Annotated in this window: 20 protein-coding genes and 2 tRNA genes; 16 read left to right on the top strand and 6 right to left on the bottom strand. The window is 72.7% G+C overall.

From position 1 onward, the window contains the following. The first annotated feature begins 93 nt into the window (after window positions 1-93). Window positions 94-1533, top strand: coding sequence for a GTPase ObgE (obgE, locus tag ACFZAU_RS13415; RefSeq protein ID WP_500552232.1), 1440 nt, complete (start codon window positions 94-96; stop codon window positions 1531-1533). Window positions 1534-1609: 76 nt separating this feature from the next. Here the strand turns inward: obgE and ACFZAU_RS13410 are convergent, their stop codons facing one another. Together ACFZAU_RS13410 and ACFZAU_RS13405 are read right to left on the bottom strand one after the other, a co-directional pair. Next, window positions 1610-2722: a CDP-alcohol phosphatidyltransferase family protein gene (locus tag ACFZAU_RS13410; RefSeq protein WP_500552231.1), complete on the bottom strand. Its 1113-nt coding sequence runs from the start codon at window positions 2720-2722 to the stop codon at window positions 1610-1612. Between the two features lie 296 nt (window positions 2723-3018). Continuing rightward, window positions 3019-5052: a hypothetical protein gene (locus ACFZAU_RS13405; protein ID WP_500552230.1), complete on the bottom strand. Its 2034-nt coding sequence runs from the start codon at window positions 5050-5052 to the stop codon at window positions 3019-3021. 340 nt (window positions 5053-5392) lie between these two features. Between ACFZAU_RS13405 and proB the strand changes: the two genes are divergently transcribed. The 5 genes from proB (at window position 5393) to ACFZAU_RS13380 (ending at window position 10310) form a co-directional block, all read left to right on the top strand. Then, window positions 5393-6547 (top strand): glutamate 5-kinase, encoded by a 1155-nt coding sequence (gene proB / locus ACFZAU_RS13400; protein WP_500552229.1) that lies wholly within the window; start codon window positions 5393-5395, stop codon window positions 6545-6547. 126 nt (window positions 6548-6673) lie between these two features. Further along, window positions 6674-7123 (top strand): DUF8830 family protein, encoded by a 450-nt coding sequence (locus ACFZAU_RS13395; protein ID WP_499598920.1) that lies wholly within the window; start codon window positions 6674-6676, stop codon window positions 7121-7123. 91 nt (window positions 7124-7214) lie between these two features. Then, window positions 7215-8540, top strand: coding sequence for a glutamate-5-semialdehyde dehydrogenase (locus ACFZAU_RS13390; protein WP_500552228.1), 1326 nt, complete (start codon window positions 7215-7217; stop codon window positions 8538-8540). Between the two features lie 73 nt (window positions 8541-8613). Continuing rightward, complete coding sequence (locus ACFZAU_RS13385) at window positions 8614-9102, top strand: SCO2584 family spore wall biosynthesis protein (protein WP_499598918.1); 489 nt, start codon at window positions 8614-8616, stop codon at window positions 9100-9102. Window positions 9103-9167: 65 nt separating this feature from the next. Beyond that, window positions 9168-10310, top strand: a complete 1143-nt coding sequence (locus ACFZAU_RS13380; protein ID WP_500552227.1) for an SCO2583 family membrane protein — start codon at window positions 9168-9170, stop codon at window positions 10308-10310. Here the strand turns inward: ACFZAU_RS13380 and ACFZAU_RS13375 are convergent. Continuing rightward, on the bottom strand, window positions 10231-11352 hold the full coding sequence (locus ACFZAU_RS13375) for a M48 family metallopeptidase (RefSeq protein ID WP_500552226.1): 1122 nt from the start codon (window positions 11350-11352) through the stop codon (window positions 10231-10233). The genes ACFZAU_RS13380 and ACFZAU_RS13375 overlap by 80 nt on opposite strands. A 141-nt stretch (window positions 11353-11493) precedes the next feature. Here ACFZAU_RS13375 and ACFZAU_RS13370 point away from each other — a divergent pair, with 141 nt between their 5' ends. The 6 genes from ACFZAU_RS13370 to ACFZAU_RS13345 all read left to right on the top strand — a co-directional run bounded on the left by ACFZAU_RS13370 (window position 11494) and on the right by ACFZAU_RS13345 (window position 15454). Beyond that, window positions 11494-11652, top strand: a complete 159-nt coding sequence (locus ACFZAU_RS13370) for a hypothetical protein (protein WP_018556595.1) — start codon at window positions 11494-11496, stop codon at window positions 11650-11652. A 34-nt stretch (window positions 11653-11686) separates the two neighbouring features. Beyond that, on the top strand, window positions 11687-12268 hold the full coding sequence (nadD, locus tag ACFZAU_RS13365) for a nicotinate-nucleotide adenylyltransferase (protein ID WP_499598912.1): 582 nt from the start codon (window positions 11687-11689) through the stop codon (window positions 12266-12268). Between the two features lie 37 nt (window positions 12269-12305). Beyond that, window positions 12306-14090 (top strand): LCP family protein, encoded by a 1785-nt coding sequence (locus tag ACFZAU_RS13360; RefSeq protein ID WP_500552225.1) that lies wholly within the window; start codon window positions 12306-12308, stop codon window positions 14088-14090. An 85-nt stretch (window positions 14091-14175) separates the two neighbouring features. Beyond that, a complete protein-coding gene (gene rsfS / locus ACFZAU_RS13355) occupies window positions 14176-14613 on the top strand; it encodes a ribosome silencing factor (protein ID WP_500552324.1) in 438 nt (145 codons plus the stop codon). Next, window positions 14610-15263, top strand: a complete 654-nt coding sequence (locus tag ACFZAU_RS13350) for a histidine phosphatase family protein (protein ID WP_500461691.1) — start codon at window positions 14610-14612, stop codon at window positions 15261-15263. The genes rsfS and ACFZAU_RS13350 overlap by 4 nt, the downstream gene beginning before the upstream one ends. A 118-nt stretch (window positions 15264-15381) precedes the next feature. Next, window positions 15382-15454 (top strand) — tRNA-Ala (locus ACFZAU_RS13345). Window positions 15455-15628: 174 nt separating this feature from the next. On the opposite strand, the gene ACFZAU_RS13340 is transcribed toward ACFZAU_RS13345, so the two are convergent. Beyond that, window positions 15629-16936 (bottom strand): glycosyltransferase 87 family protein, encoded by a 1308-nt coding sequence (locus tag ACFZAU_RS13340; protein WP_500552224.1) that lies wholly within the window; start codon window positions 16934-16936, stop codon window positions 15629-15631. Window positions 16937-17084: 148 nt separating this feature from the next. Here ACFZAU_RS13340 and ACFZAU_RS13335 point away from each other — a divergent pair. Beyond that, a tRNA-Ala gene (locus ACFZAU_RS13335) sits at window positions 17085-17157 on the top strand. Between the two features lie 161 nt (window positions 17158-17318). Here ACFZAU_RS13335 and ACFZAU_RS13330 read toward each other — a convergent pair. Beyond that, window positions 17319-18899, bottom strand: a complete 1581-nt coding sequence (locus tag ACFZAU_RS13330; protein WP_499598907.1) for an NADH-ubiquinone oxidoreductase-F iron-sulfur binding region domain-containing protein — start codon at window positions 18897-18899, stop codon at window positions 17319-17321. Continuing rightward, window positions 18896-20047, bottom strand: coding sequence for a hypothetical protein (locus ACFZAU_RS13325; RefSeq protein WP_500552223.1), 1152 nt, complete (start codon window positions 20045-20047; stop codon window positions 18896-18898). Before ACFZAU_RS13325 ends, ACFZAU_RS13330 begins: the two co-directional genes overlap by 4 nt. 335 nt (window positions 20048-20382) lie before the next feature. Between ACFZAU_RS13325 and ACFZAU_RS13320 the strand changes: the two genes are divergently transcribed. The 3 genes from ACFZAU_RS13320 (at window position 20383) to ACFZAU_RS13310 (ending at window position 26352) form a co-directional block, all read left to right on the top strand. Further along, on the top strand, window positions 20383-22353 hold the full coding sequence (locus ACFZAU_RS13320; RefSeq protein ID WP_500552222.1) for a S53 family peptidase: 1971 nt from the start codon (window positions 20383-20385) through the stop codon (window positions 22351-22353). Window positions 22354-22611: 258 nt separating this feature from the next. Next, entirely contained in the window at window positions 22612-25467 is a 2856-nt protein-coding gene (leuS, locus tag ACFZAU_RS13315) for a leucine--tRNA ligase (protein ID WP_500552221.1), read from the top strand. Between the two features lie 222 nt (window positions 25468-25689). Further along, window positions 25690-26352: a hypothetical protein gene (locus tag ACFZAU_RS13310; RefSeq protein ID WP_500552220.1), complete on the top strand. Its 663-nt coding sequence runs from the start codon at window positions 25690-25692 to the stop codon at window positions 26350-26352. The last annotated feature ends 23 nt before the right edge of the window (window positions 26353-26375 follow it).

Genomic DNA, 26375 nt, shown 5'->3' with positions numbered 1-26375 from the left:
CGAGGGCGGACGCTGCTTCCCGGGCGGGAAGCAGGTCCGCCCTCGGTGCGTTGAACAACAAGACATCCCGTACGTACCAGGAGGAACATCCGCATGACCACCTTCGTGGACCGCGTCGAGCTGCACGTCGCCGCGGGTAACGGAGGCCATGGCTGCGCCTCCGTGCACCGGGAGAAGTTCAAGCCGCTGGGCGGCCCGGACGGCGGCAACGGCGGCCGTGGCGGTGACGTGACGCTGGTCGTCGACCAGTCGGTCACCACGCTCATCGACTACCACCACCACCCGCACCGCAAGGCCACCAACGGCAAGCCCGGCGAGGGCGGCAACCGTTCCGGCAAGGAGGGCACGGACCTGGTCCTGCTCGTGCCGGACGGCACCGTGGTCATGGACGAGCGCGGCAACGTGCTCGCGGACCTCGTCGGCCACGGCACCACCTTCGTCGCCGGCCAGGGCGGCCGCGGCGGCCTCGGCAACGCGGCGCTGGCCTCCGCGCGCCGCAAGGCGCCGGGCTTCGCGCTGCTGGGCGAGCCGGGCCAGAGCCGGGACCTCGTCCTGGAGCTGAAGACGGTCGCCGACGTGGCGCTGGTCGGCTACCCGAGCGCGGGCAAGTCCTCGCTCATCTCCGTGCTCTCGGCCGCCAAGCCGAAGATCGCGGACTACCCCTTCACCACCCTCGTCCCCAACCTCGGTGTGGTGACGGCCGGTTCGACGGTCTTCACCGTCGCCGACGTCCCCGGGCTGATCCCGGGCGCCAGTGAGGGACGGGGCCTGGGACTGGAGTTCCTGCGGCACGTGGAGCGCTGCAGCGTCCTGGTGCACGTCCTGGACACCGCCACCCTGGAGTCCGAGCGCGACCCGCTGAGCGACCTGGACGTCATCGAGGCGGAACTGCGGGCGTACGGGGGCCTTGAAGGCCGTCCGCGGGTGGTCGTCCTCAACAAGGTCGACATCCCCGACGGCCAGGACCTCGCCGACATGGTCCGCCCCGACCTGGAGGCGCGCGGCTACCGGGTCTTCGAGGTGTCCGCGGTGGCCCACAAGGGCCTCAACGAGCTGGCGTACGCCCTGGCCGGCATCGTGGCCGAGGCCCGCGCCGCCCAGCCGGTCCAGGAGGCCACCCGCATCGTCATCCGGCCCAAGGCCGTGGACGACTCCGGCTTCACCGTCACCGCCGAGGACGGCTTCTACCGCGTCCGCGGTGAGAAGCCCGAACGCTGGGTGCGCCAGACCGACTTCGCCAACGACGAGGCCGTCGGCTACCTCGCCGACCGGCTCGCCCGCCTCGGTGTCGAGGAGCAACTGGTCAAGGCCGGCGCCCGCGAGGGCGACGAGGTCGTCATCGGTGACGAGGACGACGCCGTGGTCTTCGACTGGGAGCCGACGGTGGCGGCCGGCGCGGAGATGCTGGGACGCCGCGGTGAGGACCACCGCTTCGACGCGCCCCGCCCCGCCGCCCAGCGCCGCAAGGACCGCGACGCCGAGCGGGACGACGCACAGGAGCAGTTCGAGGGCTTCGACCCCTTCGAGTCCTGAGCCGCGGCCGGATGTGACGAGGGCCGGTTCCCCCGCGGTCAGCGGGGGAACCGGCCCTCGTCGTCGTGCCGTTCGTTCAGCTCACGGACGCGCGGAGCGCCGGGTCCTGGGTGTCCTCGGTGTCCTCGGCCTGCTCCTGCTCCTGGACCTCCGCCTGGAGCTGCGCCATGACGCCCTCGAAGTCGCGGGTGGAGAGCAGCAGCTTGTAGATGATGGCGAGTTCGAAGGTCAGCAGCAGCACGGCCGCGCCGATCGTGACACCGACGATGGCACCGGTGAGCGGGGCGATGATGAAGACCGCCATCTGGAACTCGATGCCGCTGATCAGGTGCGGCCGTACGCGGTGCTTGACCAGGAAGTCACGGAACTTCTCGTAGGGGCCGAAGCGCTTCTTGAAGGTCTGCTGGAGGTCGATGACCCGCTGCGGGCCGTCCTCCTCCTCGGACGCCGGGGCGTCCTCGGCCGCGTCGGTCCCGTCGTCCGTCGTGGCCGTCACGTCCGCCGCGGAGGCGCCGGGGCCGTTCCACTGCGCGGGGACGGACCGCGGGCCGGGCTCGACGGAGCCGAGCACCTTGGCCGCGGCCTGGGCGTCCGCGTCGGCCTGCGTCTCGTCGTCCTCGGCCCGCTCGCGCAGCAGGTCCTCCATGAAGGCGGTCGGCTTGGCCGCCTCGACCTGCTGCAGGCGCTTGCGGATCTTCTTGCGCATCCCGGCCCGCACCTTGAAGATCTGCAGCGCGTCGAGGTAGCGCAGGGCGTCGAGGAAGATCACCGCGAGGGCGAGCCACATGTAGACCGGCTTGTCGGTGCGGTAGAACTGGCCGCCCATCAGGGCCGCGGCGCAGCACACCACGCGGATGCGGTCGAAGATGTAGTCGAGCCAGCCGCCGAACTCCGATCCCTGGCCGGTGAGCCGGGCCAGCTTCCCGTCCATGCAGTCGAGGATGAAGCTGAAGTGGTACAGCACGGCGCCGACGATCAGCCACTTCCAGTCGGCCATCGCGAAGCACGCTGCCGCGCCGAGGCCGAGGAACAGCGCGCCCCAGGTGATCTGGTTGGGGGTGACGCGGGTCCACCTGGCCGTCCAGCGCACCAGCGGGGTCGCCACCGGATCGACGAGGAAGACGGTCCACCAGGCGTCCCGCTTCTTCTCGGTGAGGCGCCGTACTTCCGCGAGCGGCGGTATTTCCATGGACCAGGAACCTTTCGGGGCGAGAAGGGACGCAGGACCGGCTTCCGGTCCGGCGTGGGCGGGAGGGTGGCGCGGCCGTCACGGACGGCTCCCGCATCCACCGCACGTACGACACCCGGCGACTGCCAATGGTTGCACGGGTTAAGGGCGAGTAAACAAAAAGTTGTCGAATGGTGTCTCGGGGCCCGGTGGCGTGATCCGGGTCACCCGGCGCGCGGGCACACAAAAGGAGGAGGCCTCCGGCGGGAACGTTCCGTTCCCGCCGGAGGCCTCCTCCGTCGTCCTGTGTGCCGGTGTCAGACGGCTCCGGCGCGCTGCCGGGGGAGCGCCTGGGGGGCGGCTCCCGCCGCCTTGGCCCGCCGTTCGTCGACGCGGGCCGCGAGGGCGTGCACGGCCTCCTGGAAGCGTTCCGCGGAGGTCGGCTCGGCCGGGCCCAGCAGGTGCACCCGCAGTTCCTCGCGGGCCGTCGCCAGGGTGTCGTCCTGACTGCCGCGGGCGACGCCCAGCAGTTCGTCGAGGCCCTTGGCCGTCGGGGTCAGCACGGTCCCGGCGCGGACGGTGGGGAACGTCTCGCGGAAGGCCCCCTCGGCCAGGTCCGTGGTGTTGGTGACCGCGTAGGGCTTGCCGCTCACGATGAACTCGGAGATGACGCTGGAGACGTCCGTGATCAGCACGTCCGAGTGGTTGAAGCAGGAGTAGAGGCCGGGCCTCTCCCCGGTGAGCACCTGGTGCTCGGTGGCGGGCAGCGCCGTCCAGTAGACGGCCTCCCACTCCTCGGCCGCGCGCCGCGTCGCCTCGGCGACGGTGACGTCCCCGGACACGCCCTTGTCGGCCATCCGCTCCAGGTCGTCCGCGGACATCAGCGTCCAGGCGGCGGTGAGCCGGTCCAGCTCGCGCTCGGTCCGCTCCAGCACCTCGCGCTGCGCGGGCGTCGCGACGGACTGCCGGCCGGCGGCGCGGGCCTCCTCGATGAGCTGGATGATGCGGTGGTTGGCCGCACCGGCACGGGGGTCGACGGAGCCGGTCAGCGGGTGCGGGCGGTAGAGCAGCCGCACCCCGGGGTCGGCGAGCAGCCGGCGGACGATCGTCTCGCCCGCCAGGACGATGGAGGTGTTGCCCGGGTCGTCGGTCCACCCTTCCCAGGTGGGCGCGTACAGCACGGTGACCGGGGACCCGGCCGGAACCGGACCGGAGCCGCGCTCGACGCCGGCCAGCTGGGGGCGGCCGACCTCCACGACGTCGTCGTCGGCCACGCCGACCGAGGCGAGGGCGTAGCGCTCGCGGGCGGCGGGGCCCGCCACCCAGACCTCGTCGTAGGCCTTCGCGTACGGGTTGCAGCTGGACAGCTTGTCGCTCTCGCCGTGGTTGACGAAGGTGTGCATGATCGACGGGATGCGCAGCACCTGGGAGGTCTTCGGCGCGTTGGCCGGGTGCAGCAGCACCTTGAGGCTGGAGTCGCCGAGGCGCATGAGGTCGGCGACCCTCGGCAGGCACACGATGGGCAGGTCGGTGGCGCCGATGCGCGGCACCATCGCCCGCTCGCGCAGCACGATCACGGGCCGGCCCTCGAGCTTCTCCAGCGCGGACAGCCACATGTTCGCCTGGTACGCGGAGCTGCGGCCGCCGGAGAAGTACATGCCGACGGTCGGCCGGTAGTCGCGCAGCCACGCGTCGAACCACTCCATGACCTCCTCCTGCCGCGGGGCGCGGCGCCCGGGCAGGAAGGCCAGCGCGAGCACCGCGAGGGCGGCGAGCGACAGGACGGCGGCCAGGCCGACCCCGGCGAGGGCCCAGCCGGTGGGCCCGCCCGCCGCGGTGAGCGAGAGCCCCGCGACGGCGGGGAGCTCGGCCAGCAGCAGCCGCAGCCCCGGGCGGCGGGTGATCACGGCCGGGGGAGCGGAGGGAAGCCTGAGGCCGGAGGTGTCGATGTTCCGGGTGACGACCGGCAGCTTGCGCGCGCGCTGCACCAGGATCGTGCCGGCCTGCAGGGCGACGTGCCCGCCGTGCACGACGAGCAGACCGCCGAGGCAGACCAGCCAGAACCCGGTCGACGGCCCGACCTCCAGGCGGAGCAGGCCGGTCACCAGCAGCAGGTCGCGCAGCGCCTGCCGGGTGACCGCTTCCGCGTGGAGCTGGCCGAGGATCCTGGGCGGGGGCGTCCTGCCGGCGTGCATGACGAGATCGGCCGCGTAGCCGAGCGCCGCCGCACCGACGAGGAGTGCCATGCCGGGGAGCGCCACCCCCACGATCTGGGCGATCAACGCGCAGGCCTGCAGCAGCAGCAACGCGAAGTGGAATGTCTCCGGCCTGGTTCCAATGGTGCGTTTCACAGCGGGCAACCTACCATCCAAAACCGTGGGGGCACTTGACTCGAACGGGCGTCCAAACTCCCTGCACAGCAAGCCCGGTGGTCAGGAAGCGGAAGGCCGAGCGCCGGCTCTCCCGTGTGAGATGTCACAGGCGGATCTTCCTCTGGGCTGCTCGGGCGGCGCACGCGCGGCCCGACGGCTTCGAACGCAAGGTCCCATGGTACGCGCGTTCCCGGTGCGGGCCTGCGGGTCCTTGGTCCCGTCGCCGCGGTCCCTCCGGCCCGTCCGCTGGGTGGAAGCCGGCGGCACCGGACCGCCCCTCTGCCGTAGATTGCGAAGCCGGGAGAGGAAAGGGACGGACGTGGCGAGCGCGAGGCAGGACGTGGCGGAGGCCCGGCGGGTCGTGGTCAAGGTCGGGTCGAGTTCGCTGACGACCGCGGCCGGCGGCCTGGACGCGGACCGGGTGGACGCCCTCGTGGACGTGCTGGCCAAGGCGTGCGGCAGCCAGGACGGCCCGGCGCAGGAGGGCACGGCCGCCAGGGAGGTCGTCCTGGTCTCCTCCGGTGCCATCGCCGCGGGCCTGGCGCCGCTCGGGCTCACCCGGCGGCCTCGGGACCTGGCCCGGCAGCAGGCCGCCGCCAGCGTCGGCCAGGGCCTGCTCGTCGCCCGCTACACGGCCTCCTTCGCCCGGTACGGCGTACGGGTCGGCCAGGTGCTGCTCACCTCCGACGACATGAGCCGCCGGGCGCACTACCGCAACGCCTACCGGACGCTGGACCAGCTGCTCGCCATGGGCGCCCTGCCGGTCGTCAACGAGAACGACACGGTGGCCACCGACGAGATCCGCTTCGGCGACAACGACCGCCTCGCCGCCCTCGTCGCCCACCTCGTCCGGGCCGACCTGCTCGTCCTGCTCTCCGACGTCGACGGCCTCTACGACGGCGACCCCGCGCTCCCGGGCACCTCGCGCATCGAGGAGGTCCACGGGCCGCAGGACCTGGAGGGCGTCTCCATCGGCAGCGCGGGCAAGGCCGGCGTCGGCACCGGGGGCATGGTCACCAAGGTCGAGGCCGCCCGGATCGCCGCCGGCGCCGGCGTCCCGGTCGTGCTGACCTCCGCCTCGCAGGCCGCGGACGCCCTGGCCGGACGGCGTACGGGCACCCTCTTCCACGCCACGGGAAAGCGCTCCGCCGACCGGCTGCTGTGGCTGGCCCACGCCTCCACCCCGCTCGGCGCGCTCGTCCTGGACGACGGCGCCGTGCAGGCGGTCGTCAAGCGCCGCACCTCGCTGCTGCCGGCCGGCATCGCGGCGGTCGAGGGCGACTTCACCGCCGGCGACCCGGTCGAACTGCGCGACACCTCCGGCCACGCCGTCGCACGCGGCCTGGTGAACTTCGACGCCAGGGAACTGCCGCGGCTGCTCGGGCGCTCGACCCGTGAACTGGCACGGGAACTGGGCCCCGCCTACGAGCGCGAGGTCGTGCACCGGGACGACCTCGTACTGCTGCACCACTGAGGCGGACCTCCTTCGTGGTTACTTCGTGAAAACCGCCCCGCGGCCGCTTCCGGGCTGCTGGACTTTGTGGGCGGAGCACGGAATCCGGCCAGGGACGCGACGACAGGGACGACAGGGAGGCGACCGGTGAGACGAGGGCGCCCGGGGGCATCGTCGTCCCGAGGGACGGCGGAGCGGACACTGGTGAGCGTGACGAGCGACGACACCGCCCCGCCCGTGACCCGGGAGCGCCCCGTGTCCCGGCTCTGGCACGTGACGCTCAGCGTCTCCGGGCCCGAGGCCCCGCTCGCCGAGGTGCGGCGCGCGCTGGAACAGCTCGCGAACGACCACCCCTTCCTGCTCACCAGCAGGTACGCGGCCGACCACGCCGAGATCCGGTACTGGGAGGAGGCCCGCGACCTGCACGACGCCGCCGCCATCGCGCTGCGCCTGTGGGGCGAGCACCGCTCCTCCGCCAACCTGCCGCCGTGGGAGACCGTGGGCCTGGAGGTCATCGACCGCGACACCTACCACCAGCGCCTCGCGGAGGGCTACGGGCCGCCGCCGGCGGCGCCCGTCGGGGTGCACCCCTACTGACCCGCGCCGGCCCTGCGGCCGTGCTCCGCACGGGTCTCACCGGCTGGAAAGCCGCCCCGTCACGAGGCGCCCACGCCGTACCCTGGCCGCTATGAGCAGCCGCAGCCACAGCAACGACGACCTCGCCGCCTCCCTGCCCTCGCCGTGGCCGAAGAGCCCGGTGCTGCAGGCCGCCTACCGCGCCCGTGCGGCCGCCGACGACCTCGCCCCGCTGCCGCGCTCGGTGAAGGACGACGCGCTGCTCGCGGTCGCCGACGCCCTGGTCGTCCGCACCCGGGAGATCGTCGAGGCCAACGCCGAGGACGTCGCCCGTGCCCGCGAGGCCGGGACCGGCGAGGCGATCGTGGACCGGCTGACCCTGACCCCCGAGCGAGTCCGGGCCATCGCCTCCGACGTGCGGGACGTGGCCGGACTGCCCGACCCGGTCGGCGAGGTGGTGCGCGGCTCGACGCTGCCCAACGGGCTGGACCTGCGTCAGATCCGGGTGCCGCTGGGCGTGGTCGGCATCATCTACGAGGCCCGGCCCAACGTCACCGTGGACGCGGCCTCGCTGTGCCTGAAGTCCGGCAACGCGGTGCTGCTGCGCGGCTCCTCCTCCGCCCAGCACTCCAACTCCGCCCTGGTGACGGTGGTGCGCGACGCGGTCGGCGGAGCCGGACTGCCCGCCGACGCCGTGCAGTTGGTGCCGGGGGAGAGCCGCGAGTCGGTGCGCGAGCTGATGCGCGCCCGCGGCATGGTCGACGTGCTCATCCCGCGCGGCGGCGCCTCCCTCATCAAGACGGTGGTCGAGGAGTCGATCGTCCCGGTGATCGAGACCGGCACCGGCAACTGCCACGTGTACGTGGACGCGCAGGCCGACCTCGACGTCGCCGTCGCGGTCCTGCTCAACTCCAAGGCGCAGCGCCCGAGCGTGTGCAACGCCGCCGAGACCCTGCTGGTGCACCGGGACATCGCCGCCGACTTCCTGCCGCGGGCCCTGGACGCGCTGGCGGAGGCCGGGGTCACCGTGCACGCCGACGAACGGGTGCGGGAACTGGCCGCGAAGAGCGGCACCACGGCCACCGTCGTCCCGGCCACCGCGGAGGACTGGGAGACCGAGTACCTCAGCCACGACATCGCCGCCGCCGTGGTGGACTCGCTGGACGCGGCCGTGCAGCACATCCGGCTGTGGTCCTCCGGGCACACCGAGGCCATCGTCACCACCTCGCAGCCCGCGGCCCGGCGGTTCACCCAGTTGGTGGATTCCGCCGCGGTCGCCGTCAACGCCTCGACCCGGTTCACCGACGGCGGCCAGTTCGGCTTCGGCGCGGAGATCGGCATCTCCACCCAGAAGCTGCACGCCCGCGGCCCGATGGGCCTGCCGGAGCTGACCTCCACCAAGTACGTCTTCACCGGGGACGGGCACGTGCGCGGCTGAAACGCCGCGCGCCTGACGGACGGACTTCACGAGCGGCCTGCCCAATCCGCGTCATCGGCCCTATTCTGGACGGGTGCCGGACGAACTGGGGGGCAAGCCGTTCCCGGACGGCGAGGACCACGGTGGCGCGGATGACGAATTCGCGTCCGTGGTGCTCGACGAGGCCTTCATACGGGCGGCCGCCTTCCACGAACCCAGCGCCCACGAGCGCATGCTCGCCGCCGCCACGGCCCAGGCCGAGGCCGAGGCGTCCCGCCCGCGCGTCCTGGGCGGCGAGGACGGCTCCGCTCCGTACGAGGAGAAGGACGCCGCGCGCTCCGACGAGGACGAGGAGTACGAGGACCTCTACTCCCAGCGCAGCCCCTACCGGGGGCACGGGCGCTGGCACCGGACCGTGGCGTGGGTGCTCGCCGTGGTGATGGGCATCGGCGTGGTGGCACTGACGTTCGCGGCGGTCTACCGGGGCGCCGGGGGCGCCCGCCAGCCCTCCGTCCCGCCCTCCCCGACCGGCAGGATCGGAGCCCCCTCGCTCCCCCCGGTGGCGGTCAGCCACAGCCCCTGAGCACCGCCCGAACTTGTCTCGTACCAGGACGTTTTAAAGGGCCCTGACAGACCTACGCTTGTTGTATGAGAGGGCCTGGTGACCCACCGGAGGGGAACCCCGAGGGCTCCCCCGGCGGAGGCGAGGACGAGTACCGATCCGTCGTCTTCGACGAATCCTTCGTGCGTGCTGCCCGGATACAGGAGTTCTCCGCGCGCGAGCGGCTGGACGGCTCGGCCCGTTCGGTGCGCACCCGCCGCCCCTGGGTCCGCGGCGGCGCCCCGCGGCAGGCCCTGGTCCTCGTCCTGCTGATCGCGGTGGCCTTCGGCACCGCCGTCTACCTGGGCATACGCAACCCCTACGACGCACCCGCCCCTCCCGTGGCGGAGCCGCTGCGGATCACCCTGCTGCCGCTCGTCCCCACGGCCGCGGTGGCCGCCGTGGACCGCTCCCGGCCCTTCGCCGGGCAGCGCGCCGAGCACTACCGGGCCGGCGGCAAGGGGTACGCGCTGCCGCCGGCGCGCCGTACCGCGCACTTCAGCGAGAGCCAGGTGATGCAGGCCCTGGTCTCCGCGAAGGAGTACCTGGTCGCCTCCTCCGCCGACCCCGGCGCCCTGACCGGCGGGGACGTCCGTACGGTGCGCCTCATGCTCGACCCCGGCCAGCTCGACCAGTTCGACCGCAGCCTGGAACGTCCGGCGGACGACGGGCGCCACGCGGCGACCGGCTGGCTGGTGCGCTTCGACCCGACGCGCGTCGCGCTCGCCGACGACGAGGTCAAGGTGCGCGGCACCATGAGCGTGGCCGAGGCGGGGGAGGAAACCCTGGAGGTCGTCACCGACCACACCCTGGTCTACGCCGTGCGGGCCGCCACCGGGGGCAGCGGCCAGGCCTCGCTGTTCACCGTGCGGCGCGAGCTGCGGCTGCGCTTCGACCGCGCGGACCTGCGCGACCGGCACGTGGAACTGCTGCAGGCCGCCGTCGAGGCCGGGCCGCTGTCCTGCGCGGGCGCCCCGGTGGCGCACTTCCTGCCGCTGCTGGCCGGGCAGCGGCCGCCGGCGCAGCCCGGCGTGGACCCCCACGACCGGCGCCACGCGATCAGCTCGGTGTGCGGGGTGCTCGCCCCGGCCCCGGCGGCCGGACCGGGGATCAGCCCTCCGACGGCGGGTCCTGCGCGTCCTTCGGCGGGCGGCCCGACGGGCCGGAGTCCGGGCCCGGCGTCCCGGTGAAGCGGTCGCGCAGCCGGCCGCCGATGTCGCCGGCGCCCGAGCCGAGGTCGGACAGCAGCTTCATCAGCGGGTCCTTGCTCGTCCTCACCGTGTCGGCGTAGTGGCTCGCGGATTCCCTGAACGAGTCGTAGACCGAGGTGTCCTTGTCCTCGCTGCGCCGCGGGTAGTGGCCGTCCATGATGCGCTGGTAGTCGCGGCTCGCGGCCCACTTCTTCAGCTCCGCGGCCCGCACCGTCGTGAACGGGTGGCTGCGCGGCAGGACGTTGAGGATCTTCAGGACGGAGTCGCGCAGGTCGCCGGACTCCTCGTACTCCTCGGCCTGCTTCAGGAACGCGTCCACGTTCATCTCGTGCAGGTGGTTGCCCCCGGCGATCTTCATCAGACCCCGCATCGAGGCCTGCAGATCCTGGCCGACCAGGAGCCCGGCCCGGTCGGCGGACAGCTCCGACTTGCGGAACCACTCGCGCAGCGCGGTGACGATCGCCATGATCGCGAGGTTGCCCAGCGGTATCCACGCGACCCGCAGCGCCAGGTTGGTCAGGAAGAGCAGGATCGTGCGGTAGACGGAGTGGCCCGACAGCGCGTGGCCGACCTCGTGGCCCACGACGGCCCGCATCTCCTCCTCGTCCAGCAGTTCCACCAGCCCGGTGGTGACGACGATGATCGGCTCGTCCAGGCCGATGCACATCGCGTTGGGCTGCGGATCCTGGGTGACGTACATCGGCGGGACCTTGGGCAGGTCGAGGATGTAGCAGGCGTCCCGCAGCATGTCGTTGAGATGCGCGAACTGCTGGTCGCCGACGCGTACCGAGTCCGAGAGGAACAGCAGCCGCAGGGAGCGCTCCGGCAGCAGCCCGCTGAGCGCCTTGAAGACGGTGTCGAAGCCGCTCAGCTTGCGCAGCGCGACCAGGGCCGAGCGGTCGGCCGGGTGTTCGTAGGCGCGCGAGGAGATGCCCTCGAAGCGCCGCCGGTTGCGTCCGGGCAGCTTCCCTCCGCCGCTCGCGCCGCCGTTCGCACCGCTCGAATCGTTCGGACCGGACATATGTCCTCGCCCCCCTGCTCGCCCGTCGGGTACGTAGTGAGGACGCGTGGAGCCACCGCGAAGTTCCACCCGCACCGCCCGTACGATGTTGCCGAGCCTTCCGCCCGTCGACAGACCCGAAGCCACCAGGGGAACGCCGAGATGACCTCCTACGCGACCGCCGCCGTCCTGACCACGCTCGCCGAGGGCGAGGGCGGCGGCAACCACGAGAGCCTGAGCCCCTACCTCACCGGCGGCGGCGCGCTGTTCGCGCTGCTGCTCCTGCTCTTCATCACCACGCGCTTCAACCGCGACCGCTGAGCCCGACGAGGTGATGCGGGTAGGGTCTATCCGCATGAAGAAGCGAATCGGTGTGATGGGTGGGACGTTCGATCCCGTCCACCACGGCCACCTCGTGGCGGCCAGCGAGGTGGCGCACCTTTTCCAGCTGGACGAGGTCGTCTTCGTGCCCACCGGCCAGCCCTGGCAGAAGAGCGACCAGAAGGTGTCCGCGGCCGAGGACCGCTACCTGATGACGGTGATCGCCACCGCGTCGAACCCGCAGTTCTCGGTCAGCCGCAGCGACATCGAACGCGGTGGTCGCACGTACACCATCGACACGCTCCGCGACCTGCGGGCCGAGCACCCCGAGGCGGAGCTGTTCTTCATCACCGGGGCGGACGCGCTGGCCCAGATCTTCTCCTGGCGCAAGGCCGAGGAGCTGTTCTCGCTGGCGCACTTCATCGGTGTCACCCGCCCCGGGCACACGCTGTCCGACCCCGGCTTCCCGGCCGGCGGGGTCTCCCTCGTGGAGGTGCCCGCCCTGGCGATCTCCTCCACCGACTGCCGGCAGCGGGTGGCCAAGGGGGAGCCGGTCTGGTACCTCGTGCCCGACGGCGTCGTGCGCTACATCGACAAACGCAGGCTGTACCGGTAAGTGATCAGCGGCTGATCGGCAACTGGAGGGGTCCCCAGTGAACGACTACCCCCGATGGCAATACGCCGAGGGAACACCCGAGCAGGGCGGTCAGGACCCTTACGGAGAGGACCCCTACGCACAGCAGCGGGCCGACTACGCAAACGGTTACGGCGAGGAGTACGGGAGTTACGACCCGTACGCCCAGCAGACCGGCCAGCAGCAGGCCTACCAGGGCCAGCAGGGACAGCAGGGACAGCAGGGCTACTCCGGGCAGCAGCCGTACTACCCGCAGGAGCAGCAGCAGTACGGGCAGCAGCCGCAGCACCCCCAGCAGTCCCAACAGCAGCCGCAGCACCCCCAGCAGACGCAGCAGTACCAGGGGTGGATCCCGCAGCAGCCGCAGTACCAGGAGCCGTACTACCCGCAGGAGCAGCAGCAGTACGGGCAGCAGCCCCCGGCGCCGGTGGCCCCGCAGACGCCCCCGCAGGCCCCTCCCGCCCAGCGGCAGCCCGGGTACGAGGAGCAGCAGCCTGCGGCCCGGCCCGCCGCGGGCCGCGACCCCTCCGGCGAAGCCGACTTCCACACCGGCCAGTTCTCCTTCGTCGACGAGGAGACCGAGGAGTCGGAAGAGGTCATCGACTGGCTGAAGTTCACCGAGTCCCGCACCGAGCGCCGCGAGGAGGCCAGGCGCCGCGGCCGCAACCGCGTGGTCGCCGCCGTCGTGGTCCTGGCGCTGGCCGCCGTCGGCGGCGTCGGCTACCTGTGGAAGGCCGGCAAGATCCCCGGCCTCGGCGGGGACACGGGGACCGCGCAGCAGGCCGCGGGCGGCCAGAAGCGCGACGTGATCGTGCTGCACCTGCGCCCGGTCGGCAGCGAGGAGACCTCCACCGCGCTGCTGGTCAGCAACTCGACCACCAAGAAGGGCACCACCGTCCTGCTGCCGAACTCGCTCGCCGTCGGCAGCGACGACGGGGGCAGCACCACGCTCGGCAAGTCCGTCGTGGAGGGCGGTTCCGCCCCCACGCGGGAGGCGCTGGAGGGCCTGCTCGGCACGAAGATCAGCGGCACCTGGCGGCTGGACACCCCGTACCTGGACAACCTCGTCGAGTCCCTCGGCGGCATCCTGGTCGACACCGACGTCACGGTGAAGGCCGGAAAGAAGAAGGGCGACAAGACCCTCGTCAAGCCCGGCAAGCAGCAGGAGCTGGGCGGCCAGGCCGCGGTCGCGTACGCCGTCCACCGGGAACCGGGCGAGGGGCCCGACAAGCAGCTAGCCCGCTTCGGCCAGGTCGTGCAGGCCATGCTGAAGAAGATGTACAGCGACCCGGACCTGGCGACCAAGACCGTCGAGGGGCTCAACCAGGTCATCGAGCCCCCGCTGACCGAGAAGGACCTCGGCAGCAGCCTCGCGGCGCTGTCGGAGGAGGCCAAGGGCGGCGACTACACCACCGAGACGCTGCCCGTGGAGCCGGACGGCACGCTGAGCGAGAAGTCCACCGAGGACGTCGTCAAGAAGGTGCTCGGCGGCACGGTCACCAACACCGACTCCGACGGCATCCCCCGGGTCACCCTGCGCAACGCCACCGGCGTGGCCACCAACACCGGCGAGGCCCAGGTCCAGATCGTCGGCGGCGGCTACACCTTCGTCTCGGGTGCCTCCGCGGGCACCCAGGCGACCTCGCAGGTCCTGTACGCCGATGCCGCCAAGAAGGCGGACGCGGAGGAGCTGGCCAAGACGCTGGGCCTGCCCGCCAAGGCCGCCAAGAAGGGTGAGGTGGCCTCCAACGCCGACATCACGGTCGTCCTGGGGCAGGACTACAGCCCGCCGGAGAAGAGCTGACCGGGGCGGCGCATAACCGGTCGGGGACCGAGGACGGTCCGTGAGACCCTGGACGTACGACGTCCCCGACCGGAAAGCCGCACCTGTGACCGCCACGGACCGCTCCATCGAGCTCATCAAGACCGCCGCCCAGGCGGCCGCCGACAAGCTCGCGCACGACATCATCGCCTACGACGTCAGCGACGTCCTCTCCATCACCGACGCGTTCCTCTTGGCCTCCGCGCCCAACGACCGCCAGGTGAAGGCCATCGTCGACGAGGTCGAGGAGCGGCTGCAGGCGGAGCTCGGCGTCAAGCCGGTGCGCCGTGAGGGCGAGCGAGACGGCCGCTGGGTCCTGCTCGACTACATCGACATCGTGGTGCACGTCCAGCACTCGGAGGAGCGGGTCTTCTACGCGCTGGAGCGGCTGTGGAAGGACTGCCCCGAGCTCGAGCTGCCCAAGGACGCCGTCGCCACCCGCGGCAAGGCCGAGGAGCACGCCCGTGCCGGCGCGGCAGCCGACGAGGACGGAGACCTGATCTGAACGGGCACGCGCGGGGCCGCGGCCGCCGTGTCGTCTTCTGGCGGCACGGTCAGACCTCGTGGAACGTCGAGGGCCGCTTCCAGGGCTCCACGGACATCCCGCTGACCTCCACCGGCGTCGCCCAGGCCAAGCGGGCCGCACGGCTGCTGGCCGCACTGCAGCCGGACGCGATCGTCTCCTCCGACCTGCAGCGCGCCGCCGACACGGCCACCGAGCTGGCCGCCGTCACGGGCCTGGACATCTCGTACGACGAGGGGCTGCGGGAGACCTATGCGGGCGTCTGGCAGGGCCTGACGCACGAGGAGATCACCGAGCGCCACGGCGACGAGTACGCCGCCTGGAAGCGCGGCGAGCCCGTGCGGCGCGGCGGCGGCGAGCTGGAGACCGAGGTGGCGGAACGGGCCGCCCCGGTGGTGCTCGCGGCGGCCGACAAGCTGCCCGACGGCGGTGTGCTGGTGGTCGTCAGCCACGGCGGCGCCATCCGCACCACCATCGGCCGGCTGCTCGGGCTGGACCCGCGCAGCTGGGAGGCGCTCGGCGGGCTGTCCAACACCTGCTGGTCGGTCCTCGGCGAGGGCGCCCGCGGCTGGCGGCTGCTGGAGCACAATGCCGGGACGCTGCCCGAGCCGGTGCTCGGCGACGACGACTGACGGGCGCGGCCGACGGGTCCGTCGGCGGGGGTGGGGCCGGGCCGGAGCCGATTTCAGGAATCCGGCCCCGACCGGCTAAGCTTCTTCTCGTTCGCCGGGCCGAAAGCCCGAGGACAGCGGGGCTATAGCTCAGTTGGTAGAGCGCTTGCATGGCATGCAAGAGGTCCGGGGTTCGAATCCCCGTAGCTCCACAGCGGCACCGGATCCCGTCTCCCCTCAGGGGAGGCGGGATCCTCGCGTTTCACCCGGTCCGTCCGGGCGCCGGTTCGCGGCGAGCGCCGTCGGGCGACGCCGCGGTCCCGGCCCGCCGCCGTGCGGCGGACGGGTACGAAACGGCCCTCCCGGCCGCGCTGTTCGGTGGCGGCTCAGCCCGGCCCGGCCGCGGGGACGCCGCGCCGGGCCCGCAGGGCGACGGCGGCCGACAGGCACAGGAAGGCGGCACCGACGGCCGGGTAGACCGCGGAGAGGGCCATCTGCCCGGCGGACTGGTGGAGTTCGGGCCGCGAGACGCCGTCGCCGTGCGGGGTGAGCCAGAGCGCGTACGAGCAGAAGACCAGGGCGGACACGGCGGCGCAGGCCCACCGGCGTGCGGGGCGGCTCCGCCGTGCGGCCTCGGCGGCCAGGAGGACGACCAGGGGGACCGCCCACACCCAGTGGTGCGACCAGGAGACGGGACTGACCAGCAGTGCCGTGACGGCGCACGACAGGACCGCCCAGGCGGTCTCCCCGGCCGCCAGGTGGGCTGCGGCGACGGCCAGGCCCGCGGCGGCCACCAGGACGGCCACGAGCAGCCACCAGGCGCCGGGGTCGCCGGTGTGCAGCGCACGGGCCAGGACGCCGCGCAGCGACTGGTTGGCGGTGTCCTCGCCGTGGCCGGCGCGGTCGGCGGAGACCACGACCTCCGTCCAGAAGCGCCGGGAGTCCCGCGGCAGGACGAGCGCGGAGAGCCCCGCGGTCGCGGCGAAGGTGACGGACGCCACGACCGCCGCCCGCAGCCACGCGTTCCAGCGCTCGCGCCGGCGCCGGGCGAGCACCGCCCCGCCGACCGCGAGGAAGGCCACGAACAGCAGAGGCGTCAGCTTGATCCCGGCCGCGATGCCGATGCCGATGCCGGCGACGATGCCCGCCCCCGCTCCTGCGCTTCGGGCCCGGCCCGCGTCCCGGATCCTCGTGAGGTCCCCCAGGACGAGCACCGCGAGCAGCAGGTTGATCTGCCCGTACCTCGACGTCGTCCAGACCGGCTCGCACCACACCGCGCCCGCCGCGACGCCCAGCGCGGCCGCCGCCGGGGGCAGCCGCCGCGGCAACCCGGCCAGCCGGAGCGACAGGTGGCACAGGACGACCAGCAGGCCCAGGTTGGCCGCGGTCGCCGCGATCCGCGCGGCACCCGGCCCGAGCAGCGTCAGGGAGGTGAAGAGCAGGGCCGCGAAGGGCGGATAGGTGTTGGGCAGCTGCGCGTGGGTGACCCGCATCGCGTACAGGTCGTCCCCGTTGCGCACCGACCAGCCCTCGGCCCGGTAGACGGTGAGGTCGATCATCGAGACGTGGGCGGCGCGTTGGGCCGCCCAGAACGCCGCGAAGGACACCAGGCACACCAGCGCCGCGACCAGGGTGGCCCGCGGGACCAGGGGGCCGGGCGCCACGGTGTCGGCGATCGGCTGCGTCGCGGTCACTGCGGCCTTCTCCAGGTTCGTCCGGGGAGCGGGTCAGCCGACAGTACCGGGTGCCCTGCCCAGGGGCCAGGAATGGATTTGGCGAACCGGCCCCGGGGCCGTGTAATGTATCCCAGGTCGCCGGGGGAACCCGGAGGAACGGCACCGCGGGGCTATAGCTCAGTTGGTAGAGCGCTTGCATGGCATGCAAGAGGTCCGGGGTTCGAATCCCCGTAGCTCCACTTCCGCAGTGCGATGAGAGCCCGTCCGATCGGACGGGCTCTTCGCGTTGGCCGTCCGTGCGCGGCGGCTCCCCACCGCCGTCGGTGCACGCCGCGTGGCCCGGACGTGACAGGGGCCCGGCACCGAAGCGGTGCCGGGCCCCTGCGCCGTGCGGCCGCGGTCAGCGGCGGCCGCCCTCGTCCATGCGCAGCGCCAGCGCGGGGCAGCGGGCCACCGCGCGCTGCGCCGCCGCGTCCAGGTGCGGCGGTACGGGCGTGCCCGCGATGTCGGGGTAGCCGTCCCGGTCCAGCCGTACGATCTCGGGCAGCACGCCGGCGCACAGGCCGTGGCCCTTGCACAGCGTCCAGTCGACGTTCAGCCGCTTGTTGCTGGTCGCCGCGGCCGCCGATCCGGCGGAGCCGCCGCGCGGCGCGGGCGGGTCGGACTTCAGCAGCGGCAGCACACCCACCGTGGGGCGGCCGCAGCCGCCGCCGAGGACGTGGGCGGCCAGGTCGTCGGTGAAGGCGTTGATGGTGGACATCACGAAGCGCATCGAGCCGTCGGGGTGCTTGCACACCCCGCGTCCCTTCACCGCGACCGCGGTCTGCCGCAGTTGCTCCAGCGCGGCCTGCCCGCCGCCGTTGAGCACGTCCTGCAGCAGCCCGGCCATCCGGGGCAGCCCGAGGCGGCACGGCCCGCACTGCCCGGCCGTCTCCGCGGCCAGCCACTGCGCGACCCGCAGCGACTCGCCCAGCGGGCACAGGCCGGGGTCGAGGGGGAGCAGGGCACCCGCGCCGAGGGTGGCCTTGTGGGCCTCCAGGCTCTCGCGGGCGATGGTCACCATCGAGGCGACGCTGGGGTCGATCCAGTTGCCGTGGTAGCCGCCGACGAGCACGCCCTGCCCGGGGTTCCCGCCGCACATCTGCAGGATGTACGACATCGGCACGCCCGTCGGGGTCTCCACGACGGTCTGCCGGGGCACCGAGCCGGAGACGGTCAGCATGGCGGTGCCGGGCTCGCCCGGGGCACCCGCGGAGCCGAAGCGGATCGCTCCCATGCGGGCGCCGATGGCCAGTTGGGTGAAGGTCTCGGTGTTCGAGAAGAGCGTCGGCATCCCGCCGAGGCCGGACTCGCTCGCGCTCACCTTCTTGCCGGGCGGCAGGGGCAGCCCGCCGTTGGCCGCCGAGATGATGCCCGAGGACTCGCCCGACACGAAGCGCTCCGGCATCCGCACGATCCGGGCCCTGAGCTGGCGGCCGCGCTTGCTGCCGAGGCCGCGCTCGGCCAGGGCGTCGCGCACGGACTGCTCGTTGGTGTCGCGGGTGACGCTGATGACCAGTTCGCGGGCGCCGAGGACCTCGGCGCACAGCAGGGCGCCGTCCAGCATCAGGTGCGGGGCGCGGCGCAGGATGACCGCGTCCTTGCGGCAGGCCGGTTCGCCCTCGCAGCCGTTGACCATCACGGCGGTCGGGGTGCCGCGGCGGCGCGCCGCCTCACCGACGGCCTTGAGCTTCTTGTAGAAGGGGAAGCCCGCGCCGCCCCGGCCGCGCAGGCCCATCAGCTCGGCGAGGTCGAGCAGTTCGCCCTCGGTCATGGTCGGCATGGAGCCGTGCACGTTCAGGTGGGTCACCCGGTCCAGGCGCTCCACCTCGTCGAAACCCGCGGTGATCCGGGGCAGCCCGACGGTCCGTACGTCGGGCAGCACATCACCCGCCCCCGAGCGAGGGGCGGGTGACCGGTCCGGTATGGCGGGAACGCTCATCGTTGTCCTTCATAGGGTCCGGGCGTGGACTGCTGCCAGGCGATCGGCTGGAGCCGGTCGGCCCCGAGCGGGTCCGCGTCCTGTGCGCCGCCCGGCATCGGCGTGCCCCATGCGGGGGTGCCGTCCCAGCCGGTCTGCTGGGGTTGCTGCTGGTACGGCACCTGGGGTTGCTGCCGGTACGTCGCCTGGGGTTGGGCGGGTACCTGCGGCATCTGCATCGTGGCGGCCGCGGGATCCATGCCGAGGGTACGGTCCGGGGCCTGGGGAGGGACAGCCGTGTACTGCTGGGCGGTGGGGAAGTTGGGCAGCGGCGGCAGCGGTTCGCTGTAGGCGCTCGCCAGGCTGGGCCCGGTCTCCTCGCGCGGCACGGCACGCCGGCGGCCGCCCGAGCCGCCCCGGGACGCGGCCCGTTCGCCGCCGAGCTTGCGGAAGGAGGCGGAGCGCTCACGGGTCTCGGGGAAGAGCGCCTCGCCGCGCGTCCTGCGGAGCCGGTAGACGAGGCCGATGGCGACGCCCACCAGGCAGATCCCGTAGGCCACGACGATCCACGACTTGGCGGAACGGCCGGACTGCAGGCCGTGGATGAGCGCCATGCACCACGAGGCGTACGCGGTGCTGTGCAGGATGCGCCACCGCACCGGGTGCCGGTTGGCGGCGAAGACGCTGCGCATGGCGCCCGTGGCGGCGGCGAGGATCATCAGGTAGGCGGCGAGCACGCCGAGGGCGATCAGCCCGTCCCGGCCGGTCACGCCGAGGGGGAGGAAGGCGCCGGCGGTGGTGACCCGTACCTCGACGACCTTCGTCGTCACGTGCAGGATCAGGAACCCGATCGCGGCGACGCCGAGACCGCGGTGGATGCCCTGGGTGAGCAGGCGTTCGCGGGGCCCGAGGAAGAAGGTGTCGGTGGACACCAGGCCCCAGATGACGGTGCAGCTCAGGGAGACGAGGGTGAGGACGCCGGCGCCGAAGTCCAGGAACGCCCGCAGGTACGGACCCGCGGTGACGGCGAGGACGAGCAGGGCGGCGGCGGTGCCGGCGATCGCCCAGGCGCGGGGCGACCGTGCGGCGCGAAGGGCCCCGGACAGGATGTCGCTCGCCGGTATCGGGGGGGTCCGGCGACCGTCCGGGGACTGTCGGTTGGTGCGCATGCGGCAGACGCTAACCCGTACGGGTGGCCGGAACGATCGTCTTTCGACAACCCGGGATGAGGATCATTACGAACTGCTAACGTTGGTTTGTTCGGGCTCCGTTCGGCAAGGATGATCGGTCCTTCATCGGAGTGTCCGGTCCGCGGCGCCGAATGTCCGGATTCCGGAGCGATTTTCCGTCCCAATTGCCCTTTCGTGGGCCTTCCTTGAGATCTTCTTGGCGAACACATGTCCCTGGCATGAGCTGTTCACGTGAAGAGTGGCGTGGCGGTCCACGCGCGTCACGGTTCCGGCGCGCCGCCGTTCCGCGAGAACTTCACACAGCAGGGGGTTACATGAGTTCCACCCGCTCGAGAAGGCGGGCCGGCCTGGCCCTGGCGGCGACACTGCCGCTGGTCGCCGGTGCGCTGGCGATGGGCATACCCAGCGCCCAGGCCGACGCCCCGCACGGACGGCACGGCCTCGCCGGCAGCAAGCCGGCCTGGGCCACCGCCAAGGCCGACAAGGGCGCCACGGCAGACTCGGCCTCGGTCACCCTCCGGGTGTACCTCGCCGGCCGCGACGCCCAGGGCCTGGCGGCCTACGCCAAGGCGGTGTCCGACCCCGGTTCCGCCTCGTACGGCAAGTACCTCTCGGCGCAGCAGGCCAAGGCCCGTTTCGGCGCCACCGCGCAGCAGGTCGCCCAGACCCGGCAGTGGCTCGAGCCCTCCGGCCTGAAGGTCACCGGTGCGAACGACCACTACCTGACCGTCACCGGTGACGTCGCCGACGCGGAGAGGGCGTTCGGCACCCAGCTCCACAACTACGCCAAGGGCGCCCGGACTTACCACGCCCCGACCGGGACCGCCTCCGTCCCCGCCGCCCTGGGCGGCGCGGTCCTCACCGTCACCGGCCTGGACAACTCCCCGCGGCGCGCGCGGCACCAGGACACGCTGCCGCCGCCCGGCGCCGTCTTCAAGAACGCCGGCCCCTTCTCCACGTACTACGGGTCGAACACCGACAAGAAGCTGCCGGTCGCCTACGGCACGCACGCCCCGTACGCCGTCAAGGGCTACACGGGCAAGCAGCTGCGCGCCGCCTACGGCGCGGGCTCGTACAACGGCAAGGGCGTCACCGTCGCCATCACCGACGCCTTCGCCTCCCCGACGATCGTCGCCGACGCCAAGAAGTACGCGGCCCGCAACGGCGACGCGGCGTACAAGCGCGGCCAGCTCTCCCAGGTGCTGCCGCGCGACTACCGCTACACCAGCCCCGAGGAGTGCGACGCCTCCGGCTGGTACGGCGAGGAGACCCTCGACGTCGAGGCGGTGCACGCGGTCGCCCCGGCCGCCGACATCACCTACGTCGGCGCCTCCTCCTGCACGGACGACGACCTGCTCGACGCCCTCGCCAAGATCGTCGACCACCGGCTCGCCGACATCGTCTCCAACTCGTGGGGCGACCTCGAGTCCAACGAGACGCCGGACATCGCCGCCGCCTACGACCAGATCTTCCAGACCGGCGCGGTCGAGGGCATCGGCTTCTACTTCTCCTCCGGCGACGCGGGCGACAACGTCGCGAACCCGCTGGGCACCGGTGCCAAGCAGGTCGACACCCCGGCGAACTCCCCCTGGGTCACCTCTGTCGGCGGCACCTCGCTCGCCGTCGGCAAGGGCGACAAGTACCAGTGGGAGACCGGCTGGGGCACGCTGAAGGCCTCCCTCTCCGCGGACGGCTCCGCCTGGACGGCCTTCCCCGGCGCCTACACCTCCGGCGCGGGCGGCGGCACCAGCAAGCTCTACGCGCAGCCCTTCTACCAGCGCGGCGTCGTCCCCAACGCGCTCGCCCTGGCCAACGGCGGCACGGTCAAGCAGCGCGTCGAGCCGGACATCTCGGCCGTCGCCGACCCGAACACCGGGTTCCTGGTCGGCCAGACCCAGGCCTTCCCGGACGGGTCCTTCCAGTACAGCGAGTACCGGATCGGCGGCACCTCGCTCGCCGCTCCGGTCATCGCGGGCGTCCAGGCGCTGGCGCAGCAGGCCCGGCACGGCGTGCCGATCGGCTTCGCCAACCCGCTGATCTACGACCGCTACGGCACCGGCGCGTACCACGACGTGACCGACCACCCGCTGGGCCGCGGCAAGGACCTCGCGGTGGTCCGCGTGGACTACGCCAACGGCTTCGACGCGGCGGACGGCCTGCTCACCTCCCTCCGCAGCCTCGGCAAGGACAGCTCGCTGTCCGCGGTCGTCGGCTACGACGACGTGACCGGCGTCGGCACCCCGGCGCGCGGCTACCTCGACTCGTACAAGCCGCACCACCGCTGAGCACGGCCAGGAACGGCACGGAAGGGCCCGCACCGGGGGGAACCTCGGTGCGGGCCCTTCCCGCTCTGGGGTACCCTGACCGCATGCGTGCCGTACGCCTTCTGCTTAGTAAGCCGTGCTGACCAGGTTCGATGTCAGCGCGGCGCCCCTCCTGTGCGAGGGGCTTTTTCGTTTCCGCAGTTCCGCGGTTCCGCAGGCAGATGTCCGTACGGCGGCCGGGCCGCAGGCCGTCATGACAGCGATGGAGTACCAAGGACGATGAGCGAGACCACCCCCGCCGCGGAGGCGGCTGCGCCCCACCGCTACACGGCCGCCCTGGCCGCCGACATCGAGGGCCGCTGGCAGGACTTCTGGGACGAGCACCAGACCTTCGCGGCCCCGAACCCCACCGGTGACCTGGCCGGGGACGGCGAGCTGGCCAAGCCCAAGAAGTTCATCATGGACATGTTCCCGTACCCCTCGGGCGCGGGGCTGCACGTCGGCCACCCCCTGGGCTACATCGCCACCGACGTCTTCGCCCGCTTCCAGCGGATGACCGGCCACAACGTGCTGCACACCCTGGGCTTCGACGCCTTCGGCCTGCCCGCCGAGCAGCACGCCGTGCAGACCGGCGAGCACCCCCGGGTCACCACCGAGGCGGCCATGAACAACATGAAGTCCCAGCTGCGCCGGCTGGGCCTGGGCCACGACAAGCGCCGGTCGTTCGCCACGATCGACCCGGACTACTACAAGTGGACCCAGTGGATCTTCCTGCAGATCTTCAACTCCTGGTACGACCCCCAGGCCGACCGCGCCCGCCCGATCGCGGAGCTGGTCGAGCAGTTCGAGAAGGGCGAGCGCGCCACGCCCGACGGCCGCGCCTGGACGGAGCTGACCCCCGCCGAGCGCGACACCGTCCTGGGTGAGTACCGGCTGGCCTACGCCTCGGAGTCCCCGGTCAACTGGTGCCCCGGCCTGGGCACCGTGCTGGCCAACGAGGAGGTCACCGCCGACGGCCGCTCCGAGCGCGGGAACTTCCCCGTCTTCAAGGCCAAGCTGCGCCAGTGGATGATGCGCATCACCTCCTACGCGGACCGCCTGCTGTCCGACCTGGACGCGCTGGACTGGCCCGAGGCGATCAAGCTGCAGCAGCGCAACTGGATCGGCCGCTCCGAGGGCGCCAAGGTCGACTTCGCGGTGGAGGGCCACAGCGAGACCCCGGTCACCGTCTTCACCACCCGCCCGGACACCCTGTTCGGCGCCACCTACATGGTGCTGGCCCCCGAGCACCCGCTGGTCGACACGGTGGTGCCGGCCGCCTGGCCGGAGGGCACCAAGGACGCCTGGACCGGCGGCGCGGCCACCCCGGCCGAGGCCGTCGCGGAGTACCGCAGGCAGGCCCAGGCCAAGTCGGACGTCGAGCGGCAGACCGAGGGCAAGAACAAGACCGGCGTCTTCAGCGGCGCCTACGCCGTGAACCCGCTGACTGGCGCCCGCATCCCCGTCTTCGTCGCCGACTACGTCCTGATGGGCTACGGCACCGGCGCGATCATGGCCGTCCCCGGTCAGGACGAGCGCGACTGGGAGTTCGCCACCGTCTTCGACCTGCCGATCGTCCGCACCGTCCGGCCGCCGGAGGGCTGGGAGGGCGAGGCGTACACCGGCCAGGGCCCGGCGATCAACTCCGCCAACGACGAGATCGACCTGAACGGCTTGGAGGTCGCCGACGCCAAGCGCAAGGTCATCGCGTACCTGGAGCAGCGCGGTATCGGCGAGGGCACCATCAACTTCCGCCTGCGCGACTGGCTGTTCAGCCGCCAGCGGTACTGGGGCGAGCCCTTCCCGATCGTCTACGACGAGGACGGGGTCGCCCACGCGCTGCCCGAGTCGATGCTGCCGCTGGAGCTGCCCGAGGTCGAGGACTACTCGCCGCGCACCTTCGAACCGGACGACGCGGACACCGAGCCCGAGACCCCGCTGTCCCGCAACGCGGAGTGGGTTCACGTCGAGCTGGACCTGGGCGACGGCCGCGGCGTGCGCCCGTACCGCCGCGAGACCAACACCATGCCCAACTGGGCCGGTTCCTGCTGGTACGAGCTGCGCTACCTGGACCCGCACAACGACCGCGCGCTGGTCGACCCCGAGATCGAGCGGTACTGGATGGGCCCGCGCGAGGGGCAGCCGCACGGCGGCGTCGACCTGTACGTCGGCGGCGCCGAGCACGCGGTGCTGCACCTGCTGTACGCGCGCTTCTGGTCCAAGGTGCTGTTCGACCTGGGCCACGTGTCGTCGGTGGAGCCGTTCCACAAGCTGTTCAACCAGGGCATGATCCAGGCCTACGTCTACCGCGACGGCCGCGGCTTCCCCGTCCCGGCGGCCGAGGTCGAGGAGCGCGACGGCGGCTGGTGGTACGGCGGCGAGCAGGTCAAGCGCGAGCTGGGCAAGATGGGCAAGTCCCTGAAGAACGCCGTCACCCCGGACGAGATCGCCGCCGAGTACGGCGCGGACACCCTGCGCCTGTACGAGATGGCGATGGGCCCGCTGGACGTCTCCCGCCCCTGGGACACCCGCGCCGTCGTCGGCCAGTACCGGCTGCTGCAGCGGCTGTGGCGCAACGTCGTGGACGAGGCGACCGGCGAGGTGACGGTCACGGACGCCGAGCCGGACGAGGACACCCTGCGCGCCCTGCACAAGGCGATCGACGGCGTCCGCCAGGACCTGGAGGGCCTGCGCTTCAACACCGCCATCGCCAAGATCACCGAGCTGAACAACCACCTGACCAAGGCGGGCGGCCCCGTGCCGCGCTCGGTGGCCGAGCCCCTGGTGCTGCTGATCGCGCCGCTGGCCCCGCACATCGCCGAGGAGCTGTGGCGGCGGCTGGGGCACGACGGGTCCCTGGCGCACGAGGACCTGCCCGTGGCCGACCCGGCGTACGTGGTGGACGAGTCCGTCACCTGCGTCGTCCAGATCAAGGGCAAGATCAAGGCCCGTCTGGAGGTGCCGCCGACGATCTCCGACGCGGACCTGGAGACCCAGGCCCTGGCCGACCCCGCGGTCGTCGCCGCGCTGGACGGCGCGGGGGTCCGCAAGGTGATCGTGCGGGCGCCGAAGCTGGTGAACATCGTTCCGGCGTGACGCGTGACGGTGTGACGGCTGGGGTCGTCGGCGTGATGCCGGGCTGATCGTTCAGCCGGTTGGCCGGTCGGCCGGTCGGCTGATAGGCCCAGGTCGGTGTAAGGGGCGGGTAAGGGTTCTCCCGGAACCCTCGCCCGCCCCCGTCCGTTTACGGTGGACGAACAGCCGACCGAGCAGACCGGGCCGGTCAGACGACCGGGCCGACCGGGCAGAGGAGCCGCCGTGGATGTCGCCATCGCCCTGATCCTGCTGCTCTTCGCCTCCTTCGTGGTGCTCGGCGTCGTCGCCACGGTCAAGACCGCGCGGGCGGTCAAGCGCGGGGTGGAGCGCACCGGCATCGAGGCCCGCCGGGTGGTCGAGGAGACCGGCCTGAAGGCCCGCCGCTACAGCCGGCCCGGGCCCGCCGGGAAACTCGCCGAGCTGCGCCTGGCGCTGCGCACGTCCGTCACGAGCACGGGGGAGGCCCTGGAGGGACAGGCCGCCGCCGACCCGTCGCTGAGCGAGGCCGTCGCCCTGCTCGGCCGGCTGCGCTCCCACGCCCAGGAGCTCGACGCGGAGCTGAGGCTGCTGGAGCGCGAACCCGACCGCTCCCGCATCGCCGCCCGGATCGGCGAGCTCGAGGAGCGCACGCGGCGCATCACCCACTCCGCGGACTCGCTGCGCTGGGCCGCCCAGGACCGCGCCCGGCGCTTCGCCGACGACGACCTCGCGGCGCTGGGCCGCGACATCGACCTGGAGGCCGGGGCGTTGCGCCACTGGGCGCCCGCGGCGCTCCCGGAGCCGGAGCCGGAGCCGGCACCGGGGTCGGAATCGCACATTCAGCCGGGGACGCGGCGCGAGCGGGCGTCCGAACCCGGCGCCGGGCAGCCGCCCAAGGCACTGTGACGGGTCCGGCGCGGCCGGGACGG

It is taken from the genome of Streptomyces sp. NPDC008238, from assembly GCF_042956445.1.
Lineage (GTDB): Bacteria > Actinomycetota > Actinomycetes > Streptomycetales > Streptomycetaceae > Actinacidiphila.
Note: the sequence above shows the minus strand (reverse complement) of the source record. Positions and strands in the feature narration are given on the sequence as shown.

Bases quoted from the DNA above. Each gene is read 5' to 3' on its own strand.
- ACFZAU_RS13410 (WP_500552231.1), bottom strand. From the start codon at position 2,722: ATGGAAATACCGCCGCTCGCGGAAGTACGGCGCCTCACCGAGAAGAAG.
- ACFZAU_RS13320 (WP_500552222.1), top strand. From the start codon at position 20,383: ATGAGTTCCACCCGCTCGAGAAGGCGGGCCGGCCTGGCCCTGGCGGCG.
- nadD (WP_499598912.1), top strand. From the start codon at position 11,687: ATGAAGAAGCGAATCGGTGTGATGGGTGGGACGTTCGATCCCGTCCAC.
- obgE (WP_500552232.1), top strand. From the start codon at position 94: ATGACCACCTTCGTGGACCGCGTCGAGCTGCACGTCGCCGCGGGTAAC.
- ACFZAU_RS13390 (WP_500552228.1), top strand. From the start codon at position 7,215: ATGAGCAGCCGCAGCCACAGCAACGACGACCTCGCCGCCTCCCTGCCC.
- ACFZAU_RS13370 (WP_018556595.1), top strand. From the start codon at position 11,494: ATGACCTCCTACGCGACCGCCGCCGTCCTGACCACGCTCGCCGAGGGC.
- ACFZAU_RS13325 (WP_500552223.1), bottom strand. From the start codon at position 20,047: ATGCGCACCAACCGACAGTCCCCGGACGGTCGCCGGACCCCCCCGATA.
- leuS (WP_500552221.1), top strand. From the start codon at position 22,612: ATGAGCGAGACCACCCCCGCCGCGGAGGCGGCTGCGCCCCACCGCTAC.
- ACFZAU_RS13375 (WP_500552226.1), bottom strand. From the start codon at position 11,352: ATGTCCGGTCCGAACGATTCGAGCGGTGCGAACGGCGGCGCGAGCGGC.
- ACFZAU_RS13330 (WP_499598907.1), bottom strand. From the start codon at position 18,899: ATGAGCGTTCCCGCCATACCGGACCGGTCACCCGCCCCTCGCTCGGGG.
- ACFZAU_RS13380 (WP_500552227.1), top strand. From the start codon at position 9,168: ATGAGAGGGCCTGGTGACCCACCGGAGGGGAACCCCGAGGGCTCCCCC.